Source organism: Paraburkholderia sp. UCT31 (genome assembly GCF_014397655.1).
GTDB lineage: Bacteria > Pseudomonadota > Gammaproteobacteria > Burkholderiales > Burkholderiaceae > Paraburkholderia > Paraburkholderia tuberum.
On the sequence record NZ_VZQP01000045.1, the window covers coordinates 24,523 to 40,538 of the forward strand.

At 62.6% G+C, this 16,016-nt stretch carries 13 protein-coding genes and 1 pseudogene; 10 read left to right on the plus strand and 4 right to left on the minus strand.

The features are described 5' to 3' along the window. Positions 1-190: 190 nt before the first annotated feature. On the minus strand, positions 191-958 hold the full coding sequence (locus F6X40_RS30200) for a class I SAM-dependent DNA methyltransferase (protein ID WP_187630351.1): 768 nt from the start codon (positions 956-958) through the stop codon (positions 191-193). Positions 959-1,203: 245 nt separating this feature from the next. On the opposite strand from F6X40_RS30200, the gene F6X40_RS30205 reads away from it, so the two are divergent. The 3 genes from F6X40_RS30205 (at position 1,204) to F6X40_RS30215 (ending at position 4,029) form a co-directional block, all read left to right on the plus strand. Next, positions 1,204-1,425 (plus strand): hypothetical protein, encoded by a 222-nt coding sequence (locus F6X40_RS30205; protein ID WP_187630352.1) that lies wholly within the window; start codon positions 1,204-1,206, stop codon positions 1,423-1,425. A 4-nt stretch (positions 1,426-1,429) separates the two neighbouring features. Next, entirely contained in the window at positions 1,430-2,440 is a 1,011-nt protein-coding gene (locus F6X40_RS30210) for a GlxA family transcriptional regulator (RefSeq protein WP_187630353.1), read from the plus strand. A gap of 320 nt (positions 2,441-2,760) precedes the next feature. After that, entirely contained in the window at positions 2,761-4,029 is a 1,269-nt protein-coding gene (locus F6X40_RS30215; protein ID WP_316251863.1) for a glycosyltransferase family 1 protein, read from the plus strand. Between the two features lie 154 nt (positions 4,030-4,183). On the opposite strand, the pseudogene F6X40_RS43635 reads toward F6X40_RS30215, so the two are convergent. Continuing rightward, positions 4,184-4,366, minus strand: a pseudogene (locus F6X40_RS43635) (NAD-dependent epimerase/dehydratase family protein); the annotation flags it as partial. Positions 4,367-4,518: 152 nt separating this feature from the next. Between F6X40_RS43635 and F6X40_RS30225 the strand changes: the two are divergent. After that, the gene (locus F6X40_RS30225; protein ID WP_187630354.1) at positions 4,519-4,704 is read left to right on the plus strand and encodes a hypothetical protein; all 186 of its coding nucleotides are present in this window, start codon (positions 4,519-4,521) and stop codon (positions 4,702-4,704) included. 93 nt (positions 4,705-4,797) lie between these two features. Then, the gene (locus tag F6X40_RS30230; RefSeq protein ID WP_187630378.1) at positions 4,798-6,282 is read left to right on the plus strand and encodes a mannose-1-phosphate guanylyltransferase/mannose-6-phosphate isomerase; all 1,485 of its coding nucleotides are present in this window, start codon (positions 4,798-4,800) and stop codon (positions 6,280-6,282) included. A gap of 452 nt (positions 6,283-6,734) precedes the next feature. Here the strand turns inward: F6X40_RS30230 and F6X40_RS30235 are convergent, their stop codons facing one another. Then, positions 6,735-7,523, minus strand: coding sequence for an IclR family transcriptional regulator (locus tag F6X40_RS30235; RefSeq protein ID WP_187630355.1), 789 nt, complete (start codon positions 7,521-7,523; stop codon positions 6,735-6,737). Between the two features lie 141 nt (positions 7,524-7,664). On the opposite strand from F6X40_RS30235, the gene F6X40_RS30240 reads away from it, so the two are divergent. The 5 genes from F6X40_RS30240 (at position 7,665) to F6X40_RS30260 (ending at position 13,370) form a co-directional block, all read left to right on the plus strand. Next, positions 7,665-8,939 (plus strand): aromatic ring-hydroxylating dioxygenase subunit alpha, encoded by a 1,275-nt coding sequence (locus F6X40_RS30240; protein WP_184071569.1) that lies wholly within the window; start codon positions 7,665-7,667, stop codon positions 8,937-8,939. A gap of 105 nt (positions 8,940-9,044) precedes the next feature. Further along, positions 9,045-9,827, plus strand: a complete 783-nt coding sequence (locus tag F6X40_RS30245) for an SDR family NAD(P)-dependent oxidoreductase (RefSeq protein ID WP_090806258.1) — start codon at positions 9,045-9,047, stop codon at positions 9,825-9,827. 14 nt (positions 9,828-9,841) lie between these two features. Further along, complete coding sequence (locus F6X40_RS30250; RefSeq protein WP_187630356.1) at positions 9,842-10,804, plus strand: PDR/VanB family oxidoreductase; 963 nt, start codon at positions 9,842-9,844, stop codon at positions 10,802-10,804. Positions 10,805-10,896: 92 nt separating this feature from the next. Continuing rightward, entirely contained in the window at positions 10,897-12,156 is a 1,260-nt protein-coding gene (locus F6X40_RS30255; RefSeq protein WP_187630357.1) for an MFS transporter, read from the plus strand. Positions 12,157-12,263: 107 nt separating this feature from the next. After that, positions 12,264-13,370 (plus strand): porin, encoded by a 1,107-nt coding sequence (locus F6X40_RS30260; RefSeq protein ID WP_187630358.1) that lies wholly within the window; start codon positions 12,264-12,266, stop codon positions 13,368-13,370. Between the two features lie 36 nt (positions 13,371-13,406). Here the strand turns inward: F6X40_RS30260 and F6X40_RS30265 are convergent, their stop codons facing one another. Further along, positions 13,407-16,004 (minus strand): response regulator, encoded by a 2,598-nt coding sequence (locus F6X40_RS30265; RefSeq protein ID WP_187630359.1) that lies wholly within the window; start codon positions 16,002-16,004, stop codon positions 13,407-13,409. Between the last annotated feature and the right edge of the window lie 12 nt (positions 16,005-16,016).

The following is a 16,016-nucleotide window of genomic DNA, read 5'->3' on the forward strand; positions in this document are numbered from 1 at the left end:
CGCAACGGAACAAACACTTGATCCGGGTGGCAGGTGGTGGCACGCGGCTTTCGGCGAGCCGCTTTGACGCGATGCGCTTAGCCAGCGCAGGACTGCCTGGCGGTTCAGCCTCGACTCATCGACGAGGCTGGCTATGATATGCCATTCGTTGTATTTTCCGACGTTTTCTCGCTCGGGCTGTTTCCGCGCATCACCGTTTTCTCGCGACGAATGTCGCTGAGAGATCGGTAGCACCCAACTCGCCGCCCATGCACTTCAAACTGTCCAGGACCTCGAATCCGCTGAGGTCCAGCATCAGTTCGATCTCGGGCTTGAACATGTAGCGCATCACATGCGTCTCGAGGACGGTCTCGACCGACAGCGTTTTCAAATCCGTTAGCAGGACGGTGTAGTTGAACGCGACAGTATTGTCATGAGGACGCATCGTGGGCTCGGCGATTTGTATCACCGCGGTTTCTTCGCTGGAGGCGCGTTTGATGCGTACGTCGGGCGGAGCGGCGAGGACCGCGGGACCGTACCAGCAATCGAACACGAACAGTCCTGATGGCCGCAGGTGCGTCGCAGCGGTGTGACACATCGCCATGAAATCGGAGTTGGTCGTTTGATAGCTCGCAACATGGAAGAGCGAGACGACTGCGTCGTAGAGTTCATTCGTGCGGACGATCCGCGCGTCGCCTTGCTGAAACGTCAGTCGCTTCGCTACTGCGCCTGGCAGAGTGGTACACCTGGCAGCGGCTCGGGCAAGCATATCGGCGCTCATGTCAACGCCAGAAACACAAAATCCCGCGGCTGCGAATTCCGCCGCGTGGCGTCCGGTGCCGCAACCTAGATCCATCACGTGACCTCCAACTATTCCGTACCGCCCGAGCAATCCGGTGACAAACGACGCTTCCGCCTTGTAGTTCTTGTCATGATAGAAAAGATCATAGTATTGCGAATATCTCGTGCTGAAGCTCATGAAGCGACTCCATGTCTGGTCGTATGGCGGTGGCGAAGTCACGCGTGACGCGAACGCACTCTTGTTTATTCGAAGGCAACCAAAGCCAAAGCTCAGGGTGCTCATGAGAAAGGGTATCTAGCGGGGATTTTCAGACTACATGCATGACCGTTTTCAGCAAGGTGTTGACGGGTCGTTTCCTTGCTGAAGCATTCGCCGTCTGATCGGTCTATCGCTCAGCAAGTCCAGTGGGTCGGGAAACCCTGATGAGCGGCTTTATGGTTTTCACTTTCAGCGCTGAAGAAATCAGACGATGTTTTGGTCTTGTTGATACCGGGAGCGACATTCTCGGCCAGAAACATGCTTTTGGCGGACACCGCGGCAATGGTGGATCGAATATGGCACTAAGCTCACGAGGTCATTCGCTTTCCACAGCGTTCCAACGCAAGCCAGAGCAGCGATCTGGAACCGAAGCAAAATGGAGGTAACGGCATGTCCCACGCTACCAGCTTAGGCGATGCAGGAAATAACGGTATTTTCCACCGATTTAAAGAACGCGCAGTCAAGCTCATAGGAATTTTGTTGTACGACGGTTTTTCGCTGCTGGAAGCGGGCACCCTTGCCGAGGTGCTTCATATCGCCAACGAGATTCAGTCTCGCAGTCTGAGAAGAAACGCAACTTACAGCGTCCGTCTAGTCTCTGCCTGCGGTGGGATGATAGCCTGTTCGTCATCCGTTTGCGTTTGGACCGAGCGCCTGGGCGGCCAGCGGTTCCAAGGCTTCGACGCACTGTATATTGCGGGCGGACCCGGCGCAAAGCGTGCAGCCGCCGACGAGGTGCTCATTGGGTTATTGACCATAGCATGTTCGCAGACCGGCGTCGTCAACCCTCTCGGCAACGGCGACTTGCTGCTGGCGGCAGCGGGCATTTCTCGCCGCGATTGGGCTTCGGTCGATCCGGGCATCTGGAGTCCGGAGACGTCTAACGTCGCGGCGTCGACCGAAGGCGGGGATGCGCTGATCAACTCGCTCGCGCTCGTGAAGCGGGACCTCGGATACGACATCGCGACAGCGGTTGCCGATCACTTCACCGTCTCCAAAGATCAGAATTTGACGACCATGCTGAGCACCATGGGAACGAACACGCAGGCGGAAAAGGCACAGGAATCCGCGCGCTGGCTCGAGCGAAATTGCGGACGCCCGGTTTCAATAGGTGACGCGGCTCGTACGGTGGCGATGAGCGAGCGGAACTTCCTGCGTCTGTTCAAGCGCGAGATGGGAGTGACACCGTCGGAATATCTTTTGCGAGCGCGCCTCGATCTCAGTTGTGAACTGTTGGTCAGAAGCGACTTGCCGATAGACAAGATCGCTCGCAGGGTTGGACTGACGAATGGCGAGCGGCTTTCGAAAGTGTTCAGGAGGCAATTCTCGATGTCGGCGACGGAATACCGCTGTCGAAAGAAAAGCGGCGCCACGGCCGATCCTGTGGAGAGGTCCGCTTAGGAGCTGGCCAGGGAAAGTTTCGCCGCGAGACAAGGAGGCCTTCGAATCAGTTGGTCGGCATTCAGATTCAAATATTTTCGAGGAGCAACAGATCTTCGCGCATCTGTTCGCCTCGGAAGCTCGATGTCCGAGGGCCGCGTGAGCGTCAGATGAGCCTTGCACAAGGGCTTTTCTCAGGAAGCCGTCGGACCGGCCAAATACCTGCCTTAATCAGTCACGAACGGCACCAGCAAGCTCGCGCAATCTAAATTCAAACCGAGCGCGAAAACCGTTGTCGAGCGCTGCAATCATATAGATGGCCAAGAAACGTGGAGCGAGGAGTGACGAATTCAAACGATTCCTTGGAACGGCCTATTCGCATGGTCGCGTTTATAGACTATGAACATACCTCTGGTGGAGGTTATCAGCAGGCGAAGAATGCTGCCTTGCTGCTAAAGAGTCTTCCGCCGGAACTTTGCGCGGTTGAGTTTGTGACGACGCGGCGATCCACCATCGATGATCTGCGACGCAGCGGCATTGAGCCTATTTTTTTTCCGGTGCCCCGCTTGCGCGGACTGGCGGCGAGACTCGGTTCAATATATAGCCGTGGAGGCCCGCGCGCGTTTCTGCGGAAACCGGGCAAGATGGCTTCGGTGGACCGCTTGCTTTCGGTGATGCGCGCGGACATTGCGTACTTCACAACGCCGTCCCGCCTCGCACTGGCGATTGATCGATTCAACTACCTGTTCACCGTTTGGGATCTGTCCCACCGCGACGACGTCGAGTTTCCCGAAGTCCGGATCAAGCACGAATTCGAGCGTCGCGAATTTCTGTACGGATCTGCCTTGAAGAAGGCCTGCGGCATCTTCGTCGATTCGCAGGCCGGCCGCGAGAAGGTTGTCAGGCGATATGGAGTAGACAGCGAACGCGTGCATTTGATGCCATTCTCGCCTGCCCGCGCGACAGTGCTTTCCGAGGAGGCGTACGCGGAGCACTTCGTCGATGTCAAGACGAAGTACAAAATTCCGCGCGATCTGAAATACGTCTACTATCCCGCGCAGTTCTGGTCGCACAAGAACCATGTGTTTCTGTTGAAGGGACTGCACGCGCTGGAGTCCCGCTATGGCATCCGTGTAGGTGCGGTATTCACAGGAAGCGATTTCGGCAACATGAGATACGTGCGTTCGGTCGCCGCCGATCTCGGTCTGGGCGAGCGTGTGTTCTTTCTCGGTTTCGTTCCGGACGGCGACGTGCCTTACTTGTATCGCGAGTCGATCGCGTTAGTGATGCCCACATATTTCGGCCCGACCAATCTGCCGCCGCTCGAGGCGTTCAGTCTGGGCGTACCGGTCCTTTACCCGGACCTCGAGGCGCTGCGCGAGCAAGTCGGCGACGCGGGACTGCTGGTCGATCTGGCTCGGCCCGACAGCATGGCGGATGCGCTTTTCAGTCTGATCGACCAGCCTGCATTGCGCCAGTTGATGATCGAGCGCGGCACGCGGCGTCTTGCGAGCAACGATGACGCAGCCCGCTTGTCGACGCTAGCGCGGGTGCTCGAACGATATCGCACCCGTGCGGTGTGTTGGGGAGAGGAAGTCTGGATGAATTAGAGTACGGTGAGGTCACAGACGAGACGGGCGAGATCCGCGATTGCAGTGTCCCCGTCCGTATCCGATATTGAACACGCCTGCGGCCCCGTCGGCGTCGAGCAAGGCCAGTACGGCGGACCCGGGGTCGTTCTGCAAATCATCGTTGTCGTTCGGACATCACCGATATGTACCGCGTTCCGTGCTGTCGGTTGTACCCCTCGCAAAGCTTGAGCCCGGCGACCTTCGCGATAGCGTAGGCTTCGTTGGTATGCTCGAAGCTGCTCGTGTGCAGGTACTCTTCCTTTATGGGCTGCGGGCAACACTTTGGATAAGTGCATGATGAACCAAAGAAGAGCAGATCAGGTGGTGCGTGTGAGACCACCTGGTACCGCGAAACTCGCTTCAGCCAACGTCATGGCATATTCGGTCAACCCGTCTAGTGACCCTGGAACTGCTCCTATGCTTGCAGACGCGTGAGGTCGTTCTCTCTTCATCAAGCGGGGCCGCGTGATGGTCAGGCTCTATACGGCCGATCGAAAATTCCTGACGAGCCGCGTGCTGTGCGCGGGTGATGTCATCTTGCTGGCGTCAGGTGGGCACGGGTTCGAGGTCATCGACGACGTATCTTTCATCGAAGTCAAGCAGGGCCCCTATGTGGGAGAGCAGGAGAAAGTGCGCTTCACGGCGAACCCATAACCGATGAATCGAATTGGCGATGCCGGGAAGTACGTGTTCGACGCAAGACCAGAGGGGTGGATGATGGAAGACGCGGTGAGTTCTGAAGACGCAATGGCAGCGGCGAAGGCAGAAGCGTCGCTCGGGCACTCCTGTCGGCGCATCGTCCCGGTCATTCTCGCAGGCGGATCGGGCACGCGCCTCTGGCCGATGTCGCGTGAGCAGTTTCCAAAGCAATTGATCGATGTGGTCGGACGGGATTCATTGCTGCAGGCTACCGTCACACGGATGGAGGGTTTCGTCGGCGGCTTCGACGTCGACACTCGGCCGATTATCGTGTGTGGGGAGGAACACCGGTTCCAGACAGAAGAGCAGGTGCGGGCGTGCGGCGTCTGCGCGAAGATTATCGTCGAGCCTGCGCGGCGCGATACGGCGCCGGCGCTCACGCTCGCGGCGCTCGCAGCCGTTAATCAGGATGACGACGCGATCATGGTGGTGATGCCGTCTGACCATTCCATCTCAGACATTCCGGCGCTGCATCGTGCGATCGCAATTGCCGCTGAATATGCCGAACGCTCCATGATCGTGACGTTTGGCGTTGCGCCCACACGGCCGGATACCGGCTTTGGCTACATCCGAATCGGCGACGCCCTCGAAAACGGCGCACATCTGATCGACCGCTTCGTCGAAAAGCCCACGACCGAACTCGCCGCGCAGTACGTCGCTGCAGGCACCTACTGGTGGAACAGCGGCATCTTCATCGTGCGAGCGGGCGTGTGGCTCGAAGCGCTAGCCAAGCTCAACGGCGACATGCATGCGGCCTGCACCGCGGCGTTCGCGGAAGGCAAGGCGGACGACAACTTCATTCGTCCTTGCCCGTTTCAGTTCGGCCGTGTGCCGGCGGATTCCATCGACTATGCGGTAATGGAGCACATCGGCGCGGCCGGCTCGCCTTGCAAAGGCGTGGTCGTGCCATTGGCGGCGGGATGGTCGGACCTCGGATCCTGGGATGCCGTGTGGGAAGCGATGGAGAAGGACGGGCTCGGCAACGTCGCGAGCGGGCGTGTCGTTTTCGAAGGCGCGACCTCGAGCTATGTGCGCGCCGAGGGCGGGCGGCTGGTTGCATGCGTTGGCACCGCCAACGTAGTCGTCGTCGACACGGACGACGCTGTGCTCGTCGCCGACCGCTCACACGCGCAGGACATCAAGACGCTGGTGGCGCGCTTTCGCGAGCAGCGCGCGCCTGAAGCCGAGACGCACCGGAAGGTGCGCCGTCCGTGGGGCTTCTACGATGCGATCGAGCGCGGCGAGCGGTTTCAGGTGAAGCGCATCGTGGTTGCGCCTGGCGCTCGCCTGTCATTGCAGATGCACCACCATCGCGCCGAGCACTGGGTCGTCGTGCGCGGCACCGCGCTCGTGACACGGGGCGAGGACCAGTTTCTTCTTTCAGAAAACCAATCGACCTTCATTCCGCTCGGCGTGCAGCATCGGTTGGAGAATCCGGGCAAAGTGCAGCTCGAAATCATCGAGGTTCAATCGGGCAGTTATCTCGGCGAGGACGATATTGTGCGCCTGGACGACTGCTACGGCCGAATTTGACCCTATCGCATTGCATAGTGCATCGGAACCCAATCCTATCGACTTGAGGATTGCCACATGATGGCAGCGTCTCACTGCTCATTGGAGATGATTCTGCTGTGTCTCGCCATTCGGACGGATCACGACGGGCGCGGTTGCCCGTATCGTGCGCGTGTCCGATGGCGCACAGGGCGTACAGCCGGTCAACAACTCTAGCGACCAGCTGTTTAACCCAGGCAAACCAGGCTATCAACGATGTCGCCAATAACGCTTATGCCGGCATCGCAGCGGCAATGGCTATGCCGAACATAATGCCGTCCGGTCCCTGGCGCACGGCGCTCGCGGGGCGCGTGATAAACGCACAGCCAGAGGCGTGAGGTTTCGGCTTCAGCCCTGAATCAGCGAGAGCCCGAGCAAAGCGTCGACCTTTCTGACGACGCTCCCGGCATTGGCCAGCGCCTTTGAGGCCGATTTCACCGACGTGCCGTACGCGGCGGCCGTCCAGTTTCCCCTTGATGCCCAAGCGCACGCGACAGATTGCCCACCTCGCGCTTGAGCAACTCCGCGAACTGCGCGACGCGCTCATCGGTTACGCGCACGCTCGGCCCGAAGATGCACACCGAACCTGCCACCTGGTTCGCGCCGTTGAAGAACGGCGCGGCTACCGCGACTGCGCCGGCGATCAGCTCGTGATGGCTGGTGCCGAAGCCTCGTGCGCGGACCGCGTCGAGATCGGCGGCTAGCGCCGCGACGTCCTGATCCGGATCGGTCAGATAGCGCCGCAGATCGTCCGTCGACAGCGGCATCTGCGAAAGAATCGTGCGGCCGCTCGCGCCGAGCACGAGCTTCTCGCGATAGCCGACCCCGCGCCGGAAACTCAGCGGCTGCGGACTTTCCAGTTCGGCCACGCAGATCCGGTACGTCCCCTCCGGCACGAACAACGCGACCGTCTCCGATGTCGCTTCCCAAAGCTCGCGCAGCATCGGCTGCGCGAGCTGCGCGATCGTATTGTTCGCCATCCACGCGTGCGCGAGTTGCGCGACCGAACTGCCGAGCCTGAAGCGTTGCGGCTCGCCCGACGAGGCGAGAAAGCCGTTCTGTTCGAGCGTATTCAGCAGGCGGTACAGCGTCGGTCGGCTCAGGTCCACGCGGGTCAGCAGCTCCGCGACGGTCAATTCTTTGTCCCCGGGTCGGTACGCCAGAAGAATTTCTAGCGCCCGTTCGACTGCCCGTACATTTTCGTGCGGCTTTTTTTCTTCCATTTGAAATTTCCTTTCTGCAGCGGTCCGCGTCGATTGCACATTGTAGTGAAAGTCCCTAGCCGCAAGAACTTGACGTCGATCAATCTGTCCGTACAATGAGAATACATTCTCATACAACGGACAACCGGATTCGGAGGAATGATGGACAAGAACATGTCGGAAACTCTGGTTCGCACTGGCCCAGGCACGGCGATGGGCGATCTGATGCGCCGCTACTGGGTGCCGGTGCTCCTCGCCAGCGAAATCGCAGAGCCTGATTGCCCGCCGGTGCGCGTGCAGATCCTCGGCGAAAAGCTGCTCGCTTTTCGCGATTCCGACGGCCAGCCGGCGCTGATCGACGAGTTCTGCTCGCACCGCGGCGTGTCGCTGTACTTCGGCCGCAATGAAGAGAACGGCATCCGCTGCTCGTATCACGGTCTGAAATTCGACCGCAACGGCAACTGCGTGGAAGTGCCGTCCGCGCCGCAGGCGTGCAAGCACATGGGCATCACCGCGTATCCGTGCATCGAACGCGCGGGCATCGTGTGGGCGTACATGGGGCCGAAGGACCGCCAGCCGGCGCCGCCGGATCTCGAGTGGTGCAATCTGCCGGAGAGCCACGTGTTCGTCTCGAAGCGGCTGCAGGAATCGAACTACCTGCAGGCGATGGAAGGCGGCATCGACACGAGTCACGTGTCGTATGTACACCGCTACGAAGTCGACGAGGACCCGATGCACCAGGGCACGAAGGCACTCGACTACATCAAGGCGGACGGCAACGTGATCTTCGAGATCGAGAAGCAGCCGTTCGGCCTCACGCTGTTCGGCCGCCGCAACGGCGAGCCGGATTCGTACTACTGGCGCGTCACGCAGTGGCTGTTCCCGTGGTACACGCTGATCCCGCCGTTCGGCGATCACTCGCTCGCGGGCCACGTATGGGTGCCGATCGACGATCACACCTGCTGGGCGTGGAGCATCAACTTCCGCCCGGACCGTCCGCTCGACGAGCAGGAACTGGCCGACCTGAACGCCGGCAAGGGCATTCATTGTGAGTACGAGGAGGGTGGCACGTTCCGGCCGAAAGCGAACAAGGACAACGACTACCTGATCGACCGCCAGGCTCAGAAGGAAAAGCGCGCGTACTCGGGCGTGTTCGGCTTTGCGATGCAGGACGCGTCGCTGCAGGAAAGCATGGGTCCGATCCAGGATCACAGCAAGGAAAAGCTGCTGCCGACCGACCGCGCGATCGTGATGGCGCGCCGCATGATGTACGAGGCGGCAACGGCGCTGGTGCCCGACACCGATCCGCCCGCGATCGACGCCGACCAGCAGCGCGTACGTGCTGCCGGCGTGCTGCTGCCGCGCGATCAGAAGCCGCAGGAATGGGCGGTGATCCATCTGCACGACGGCAAGGACCAGCCGATCTACTCGATCTGATGCACCGCGGAGCCGGACTTCGGTCCGGCTGCGCGTGTCGTCGTCTGGTCCGACTGGACCTTCTGCCCATTCCGCAAAAGGAGGCCGGCTGCGCGCCGGCATGCAATGCAGCAACGTAAAAGACTCGAGGACAAGGTCGCGCTGATCACCGGCGGCGGAGGCGGCATCGGTGCCGCGACCGCGCGCGTGTTCTGCGCGGAGGGCGCCGCGGTGGTGCTCGTCGATGCGAACCCGGAGGCGCTCACGCGCGTCGCCGACGAACTGAAGGCGGCTGATCCGTCCGCGCGTGTCGAGACGTTCGCGGCCGACGTGTCGCACGACGCCGATGCGGTGCGCGCGGCGCAACTCGCCGCCGATTCGTTCGGCCGGCTCGACGTGCTGGTGAACAACGCGGCGATGCGCAACTACAGCGCGCTCGCCGACGCGACGCCGGCCGAGTGGCAGGCGATGGTGTCGGTCAATCTGGTCGGCACATCCAACTATTGCAGGGCAGCGCTGCCGTTCCTGCGTCGCGCGGGCCGCGCGAGCATCGTCAACGTGTCGTCGTGCTACGCGGTGACCGGCCGCAAGGGCATGGGCCTGTACGACGCGACCAAGGCCGGCATGCTCGCGATGACCCGCACACTCGCGTTCGAGGAGACCGCGAACGGCGTGCGCGTGAACGCGGTGTGCCCGGGTTCGACGCTCACCGAATTCCACATGAACCGGGCCATTGCATCCGGCAAAAGCGTCGAAGTGCTGAAGACGCAACGCCAGGACACGTCGTTGATCGGCCGTTGGGCGTCGCCCGAAGAGATCGCATGGCCGATCCTGTGGTTCGCGAGCGACGAGGCTTCATACATAACCGGCACGACACTGATGGTCGACGGCGGCCTGTCGGCGATGTGAGCGGAGGAGGTGGCATGAACATGACCGATTCCACGCTGATGGTGCGTGTCGCCGCACGGCGCGACGAAGCCGATGGGATTGCCGGCTTCGAGTTCGTCGACATCGACGGCCGCGACCTGCCGCCGTTCGAGGCGGGCGCGCACATCGACGTCTATGTGCCCGGTGGGCCGGTGCGGCAGTACTCGCTGTGCAACGCGTCTCGCGAGCGTCACCGGTATCAGATCGCGGTGTTGCGCGCCGCCGGTTCGCGCGGCGGATCGCAGCGCATGCACGACGCGGTGAACGAAGGCGACGCGATTCGCATCGGCGTGCCACGCAATCACTTTCCGCTCGCCCGGCATGACGCGAAGCCGCTATTGCTCGCGGGCGGCATTGGCGTGACGCCGATTCTCTGCATGGCGGAGCAGCTGGCGGCAATGGGCGCGGCGTTCGAAATGCATTACTGCGCGCGCTCGAAGAGCCGTGCGGCGTTCGTCGAGCGAATCGCCGCGTCGTCGTGGGCGGACAACGTGCAATACCACTTCGACGACGCGCACGGCAAGCTCGATCTGAATGCACTGCTGACGGACGGCGGCGCGGACCGGCATCTATATGTGTGCGGTCCGCAGGGCTTCATGAACGCGGTGCTCGACACGGCCCGCTCGCTCGGCTGGAGTGACGATCGTCTGCATTACGAATACTTCGCGGCGGCGCAGCCGTCGGGTGATGGCGCGTCGTTCGACGTGCGGCTCGCGCGCTCGGACCGCGTCGTGTCGATTGCGGCCGATTGCACGGTCACCCAGGCGCTCGCGGCGGCGGGCGTCGACGTGCCGGTGTCGTGCGAGCAGGGCATTTGCGGCACCTGCGTCACGCGGGTGCTCGAAGGCGAACCTGACCACCGCGACCTGTTCCTGTCGCCAGAAGAGCAGGCCCGCAACGATCAGTTCCTGCCGTGCTGTTCACGCGCGAAGTCGAGGGTGCTCGTGCTCGATCTGTAACCGTAATCGCCGGCCCGGCCGCCAGGCGCGGTCGGCGCCATCCATCAGAAAGAAAACGGGCGGCCGCTGGCACGCCCGGCATCGGAGGAGTCATGGAGAAGAATCTGGCGTCGTCGGAGGGTATGCCCGCGAGCGTCTGGACCGGGAACGATGCGAGGGCGGCGAGTAGCGCCGACACGAGCCCGTATCGCTGGGTCGCGTTGTTCATCGTCTGGGCCGCGTTTCTGCTCAGCTATGTGGTCCGCGTCGCGTGGAGTACGGTGGCCGCGCCGGTCGGCGGGTCGCTCGGCATCGGCGTGTCGATGCTCGGTGCGTTCGTGACCGCGTTTTACGCGGGCTATGTGATCGCGAACGTGGTTGGCGGCATGCTGACCGATCTGCTCGGCGGTCGCGCGATGCTCACGCTTGCGCTGCTGCCGCTCGGCGTGCTCACGTTCACGTTCGGCTATACGCATTCGCTCGCATTCGGCATCGTGATTCAGGCCGCGATGGGTTTCGCGGCGGGCGCCGACTACTCGGCCGGCATGAAGATCATTCCCGCATGGTTCACGCGCGACCGTGGCCGCGCAATGGGCCTCTACACGACCGCGACGTCGCTCGCCGTCGTGATCGCGAATGCGGTCGTGCCGTCGTTCTCCGCGCGGCACGGCTGGTCGAACGCATTCCATATGCTCGGCATCGTCACGTTCGCGTGGGGCATCGTCACGTTGCTGCTGCTGAAGAACCGGCCTTCGAACGAAGCGAAGCCCGCGCGCAACAGCCTCCAGGAAATGCTCGGCCTGTTGCGCAACCGTAACCTGATCGCGCTGTCGATCGCGGGCTGCGGCGGGTTGTGGGCGACCGTCGGCTTCGGTGCATGGGGCAACGCACTGATGACGCGCCAATACGGCATTGCGCCGATCGTCGCCGGATCGATCGTCGCCTCGTTCGGCATCGGCGCGGTGATCGCGAAGCCGACGCTCGGCTGGATCTCCGACCTGCCTGGTGTGTCGCGGCGGATGATGTCGATCGGCTGCCTGATCGCCTTCGCGATCGCGCTGCTGGTGTTCGGCTACTGCTCGACGGTGGATCAGTTCTATCTGGTCGCGCCGGTTCTCGGTGCGTTCTCGTTCGGCTATCTGCCGGTGCTGATGGCTCAGGTCAGCGACGCATCGGGCAAGCGTCTCGCGGGCGCGAGCGCCGGCTGGACCAATGCTATCTGGCAGTCCGGCAGCGCGGTGTCGCCGATGGTGGTCGGCTCGCTGTATGGCGCGAGCCATTCGTTCATGCTCGCGCTCCTCACACTCGCGATCGGACCCGCTATCGCGGTCATCGCGATGTTCTTCGTCAACCCGCACATCGCACGCGAATGACCGATTCTCCGGTAGCCGACTCGGCCCCGCGCCGGCTACCGCGACGACAGAGGTCGGACGATAACTAATCCGCATCACAAAACAACTCACTTTCCAGCAGGAGACACATGGTGAAGCACAACCCTCTCGCCAGGCCGTCGAAGGTCCTTTTTGCATGTGGTATTGGTATCGGCATCAGCGGCGCGGCGCATGCGCAGTCGTCGGTCACGCTCTATGGCATCGTCGACTCGGGGGTGACCTACGTGACTCACGCTGTCACGCCGCAGGGATCGTCGGGCACGCAGGTCGCTCTCGGCACCGGCAACCGGCTGAATTCGCGTTGGGGTTTCACGGGCAAGGAAGATCTCGGCGGCGGACTGCGGGCGATTTTCACGCTCGAATCGGGCATGTCGATGAATACCGGTGCCCTGCAGCAAGGAGGGCGGCTGTTCGGCCGGCAGGCGTTCGTCGGACTCGAATCGGACCGCTACGGCGCGATGATGCTCGGCCGGCAGATGACGCCGATGTATCGCTACTTCCTCGCGCTCGACCCGCTCGGTTATTCGAGTTACGGCCTTTCCGCGCAGGACGCGCAGTTCGTCGGTCGCGCGGATAACGCGGTGTCGTATCTCGGCCATGTGGGACCATTCGAGCTGAATGCGCTCTACAGCCTCGGCTACGACGCAGTCACCTACAACGTGCCGGTGGCGGGCTCGTTCCGCGTCGGCAAGCAGTACGACATCGGCGGACGCTATGTGCAGGGGCCGCTGAATCTGACGTTCGTGTACGAGCAGCGGCAAGGCTCGGCCATTGCGTCATCGGGCGACAGCGAGCGCCGCTACGTGGCCGGCGGTTCGTATCAGATCGGCAAGGCGACGCTGTACGGCGGCTACGAATTGCTGCTGAACGACGTCCGGTCGACGCTCGCGGCATCGCCGCCGCAGTCGATGGCGTTCGCGGGCGTGCGCTACAGGGTGACGCCGGCGCTGGACCTCGCAGCCGCGACTTACTACCACGCGTATCGCCAGGTCGACGCGCACGCATTGAGCACCGGTGTCAACGCGGACTACTGGCTGTCGAAGCGCACGGCGCTGTACACCGACATCACGTATGTGATCAACAGCTCGAAGGCCGCGCTGAGTGCGACGGGGTGGGCGACTTCGGTCGCGACGACGACCGTGAAGACCGGCGCGAACCAGCTCGCTGTTGCGGTCGGCGTGCTGCACAAGTTCTGACTTCACGCTGCAAAGAGGGCGACCGAGGCCGCCCTCTCAATCGCTCAGTGCGTCGCGATGATCGCGCCGGCCTTTCGCCGACGCGTAATACCGCTGCAAGGCGTCGGTCGAGCGCGCGCTCAACGCGCGGATCTGGGCGTGCCAGTCGGTTTCCACTGGCCACTCACCGGCGATCACGCTTGGATAGATCTGCCGCGCGTAGCGATGCAGTGCCTTCGCGCCGATGTTGCCGCTGACGCCAAGCAACGCATGCAAGCTCGCGTGCGTTGCCTTGATATCGACGGCCGCGCTGTTGCCTGCGAGGCGCACGACGAGCGAGCGAATCTGTTCGATGCCGTTCAGGAACGATTCGTCAAGCAGATCGAGCGAGACCAGTTCCTTGAGGTGCGCTTCGTCGAGCAGGCTTTCTTCAGCGATGGTGGCGGCCGCGGGCGCGTTCGCAGTGGGGGGCAATGCCACCGGCGTCGCCGCAAAATCCGTTTGCGCGGCTCCGCCCGCGGTTTCCGTGATTCGTTGCGGAGCGTCCGCAACCAGTGCGCCGCGTGTGCCGAACTGCCGCGCGAGACATGCGTACAGCGAGCCGGCCTGCACCGGCTTGATCAACACCTCGTTCATCCCGGCGGCAACGCAGGCCTGCACCGCTTCGGCATCGGTGTGACTGGTCAGCGCAATGATAGGCAGCGTCGCGTAGGCATCGGTGCGCGCGCGAATCGACTTCGTCGTCTCGATGCCGTTCATGCCCGGCATGTTCACGTCCATCAGGATCGCGTCGATGAAGCCGTCTTCGTGCAGTTTGGTCAGCACCGCCTGACCGTGGTCGGCCTCGACGACGCTCGCGCCGCAGCGCTCCAGATACGCCTTCGCGACAAGCCGGCCGTAGGTGTCGTCGTCGGCGATCACAAAGGTTCTGCCGGCGAAGACATCGGGCAGTTCGCCCGGCTGACGATGCGCACCGTTGTCGAAGAGGGTCTGCAACGCGGTGAGCAGCTCCTGCACACTCGACGTCTTGCTGATGATCTCGTCCATGCCGGCGCGCCGCGCGCGCAGTCGCACCGCGATGCCCGGTTCGGCGGTATAGGCGGCGATCAGCACGTTGCGGTTCGAGCAGTCTCTGTCGGCGCGGAGGCGCTCGGTCGTCGTGTAGCCGTCCATCGCGGGCATGCTGATGTCCATCAACACGAGATCGTAGAGCGGCGCGCGCCGCAACGTGGCGAGCGCAAGCTCGCCGCCCGACGCCTCGCTGACATAGGCGCCGGCCTTCGTCAGCACGCGGTGGGTGCGGGCGCGCAGCGTGTCGTCGTCGTCGACGACGAGCACGCGCTTGCCCTTGAACGCCGGCATCGCCCGTTCGAACAGGCGCCGCTCGTGCTCCTCGACCTCGTCGGCCGCTACCGGTGGAAAGCGCAGCGTGAACGCGGTGAACTTGCCGAGTCCCGATTCGCAGTCGATGCTGCCGCCGAACGCGCGCATCGCGCGCTGGCAGTACGCGAGCCCGAGCCCGGTGCCGCCCGCGTTGCCGGCCGTGCGAAACGGCTCGAACAGATGCTGCAGGATCTCGGGCGCGATGCCGGGGCCGGTGTCGCGTACGATCACCGAGTCGCGGTCGACGGTCAATGTGAGCGTCGCCTGCGGATACGCGACGATGTGATGCAGCGCGTTCTTGATCAGGTTGAACAACGTGAACAGATAGACCGTCTCGTCGACCTTGAACACGAAGTCGCGCCTGACGACGACGCTCACCTTCGCGCGTTCCTTGTCGTTGTCGAAGCCGTATTCGGCGAGCGCCTTGCGCGTGGTCGCGCCAGCATGGAGGTAGCTGAGACTATCCGGGCGGATCGATTTCGCGGCGACTTCGTCAAGCGTCATCGCGATGATGCGCAGGCCGCGCTCGATCGACAATTGCCCCTGCGCGAGGTGGTTGTACATCAGCGAGGCCGTGCCGTCGGTCAGCGTCGGCGCCGCGCCCGCTTCGGTCGCCGCGGGCAGCGCTTCCTCGACGCGGTCGAGCACGTGCCGCAACTGGCTCAGCGGATTGCGCATCTCGTGCGCGATGGACCCCGCGAGCGCCTGCAACGCGCGGTTCTTTTCGACAAAGATGCGTCCCTTGCTGATCGCATGACTGAACGCCATGCTGCACAGCACGACCACCGGCAGCAACGCGAGATTGGACTTGTCCTGCGCGCTGAGAACGACCGGCGTCGGCGCGCTCAACACGCCGGCGAGCCCGCCGGAAAACACGCCAATACCGATGCACGTTATCAGCAGCAGGGGGTTGTCGATACACAGCGCCAGAATGAAGATCATCATGACCTCGGTCATCATCCACATCGTGGAGAAACCGTTTCTGACGGTCAGGAACGTGCAGACGAACGGCAGCACGTAAATCAGACAGCAATGCCAGTAGATCAGCAGCGCGGGGTTGTAGCGCCTCGGCCAGCGCGCCTGGAACAGCAGGGGAACGCAGACGGCCGCCGCGCTGAGCCGCAGCAGCAGGTTGTCGTAAGGCTGCGGAAGGATGTAGGTCCAGACGACGTAATAGATGGGGTGACACAGGAGGCCGAGTGCGCCTCCCCATCGAATTGCGAACCTGCTTCGTTCCAGCATATCCCGCATGCTTTCGCGCGGTATCGCCATCAGGCCTCCGAG

What these genes read in the sequence shown, in the direction of transcription:
- F6X40_RS30200 (WP_187630351.1), bottom strand. Translation starts at nt 958, where the DNA reads ATGAGCTTCAGCACGAGATATTCGCAATACTATGATCTTTTCTATCAT.
- F6X40_RS30205 (WP_187630352.1), top strand. Translation starts at nt 1,204, where the DNA reads ATGAGCGGCTTTATGGTTTTCACTTTCAGCGCTGAAGAAATCAGACGA.
- F6X40_RS30210 (WP_187630353.1), top strand. Translation starts at nt 1,430, where the DNA reads ATGTCCCACGCTACCAGCTTAGGCGATGCAGGAAATAACGGTATTTTC.
- F6X40_RS30225 (WP_187630354.1), top strand. Translation starts at nt 4,519, where the DNA reads ATGGTCAGGCTCTATACGGCCGATCGAAAATTCCTGACGAGCCGCGTG.
- F6X40_RS30230 (WP_187630378.1), top strand. Translation starts at nt 4,798, where the DNA reads ATGGCAGCGGCGAAGGCAGAAGCGTCGCTCGGGCACTCCTGTCGGCGC.
- F6X40_RS30235 (WP_187630355.1), bottom strand. Translation starts at nt 7,523, where the DNA reads ATGGAAGAAAAAAAGCCGCACGAAAATGTACGGGCAGTCGAACGGGCG.
- F6X40_RS30240 (WP_184071569.1), top strand. Translation starts at nt 7,665, where the DNA reads ATGGACAAGAACATGTCGGAAACTCTGGTTCGCACTGGCCCAGGCACG.
- F6X40_RS30245 (WP_090806258.1), top strand. Translation starts at nt 9,045, where the DNA reads ATGCAGCAACGTAAAAGACTCGAGGACAAGGTCGCGCTGATCACCGGC.
- F6X40_RS30250 (WP_187630356.1), top strand. Translation starts at nt 9,842, where the DNA reads ATGAACATGACCGATTCCACGCTGATGGTGCGTGTCGCCGCACGGCGC.
- F6X40_RS30255 (WP_187630357.1), top strand. Translation starts at nt 10,897, where the DNA reads ATGGAGAAGAATCTGGCGTCGTCGGAGGGTATGCCCGCGAGCGTCTGG.
- F6X40_RS30260 (WP_187630358.1), top strand. Translation starts at nt 12,264, where the DNA reads ATGGTGAAGCACAACCCTCTCGCCAGGCCGTCGAAGGTCCTTTTTGCA.
- F6X40_RS30265 (WP_187630359.1), bottom strand. Translation starts at nt 16,004, where the DNA reads ATGGCGATACCGCGCGAAAGCATGCGGGATATGCTGGAACGAAGCAGG.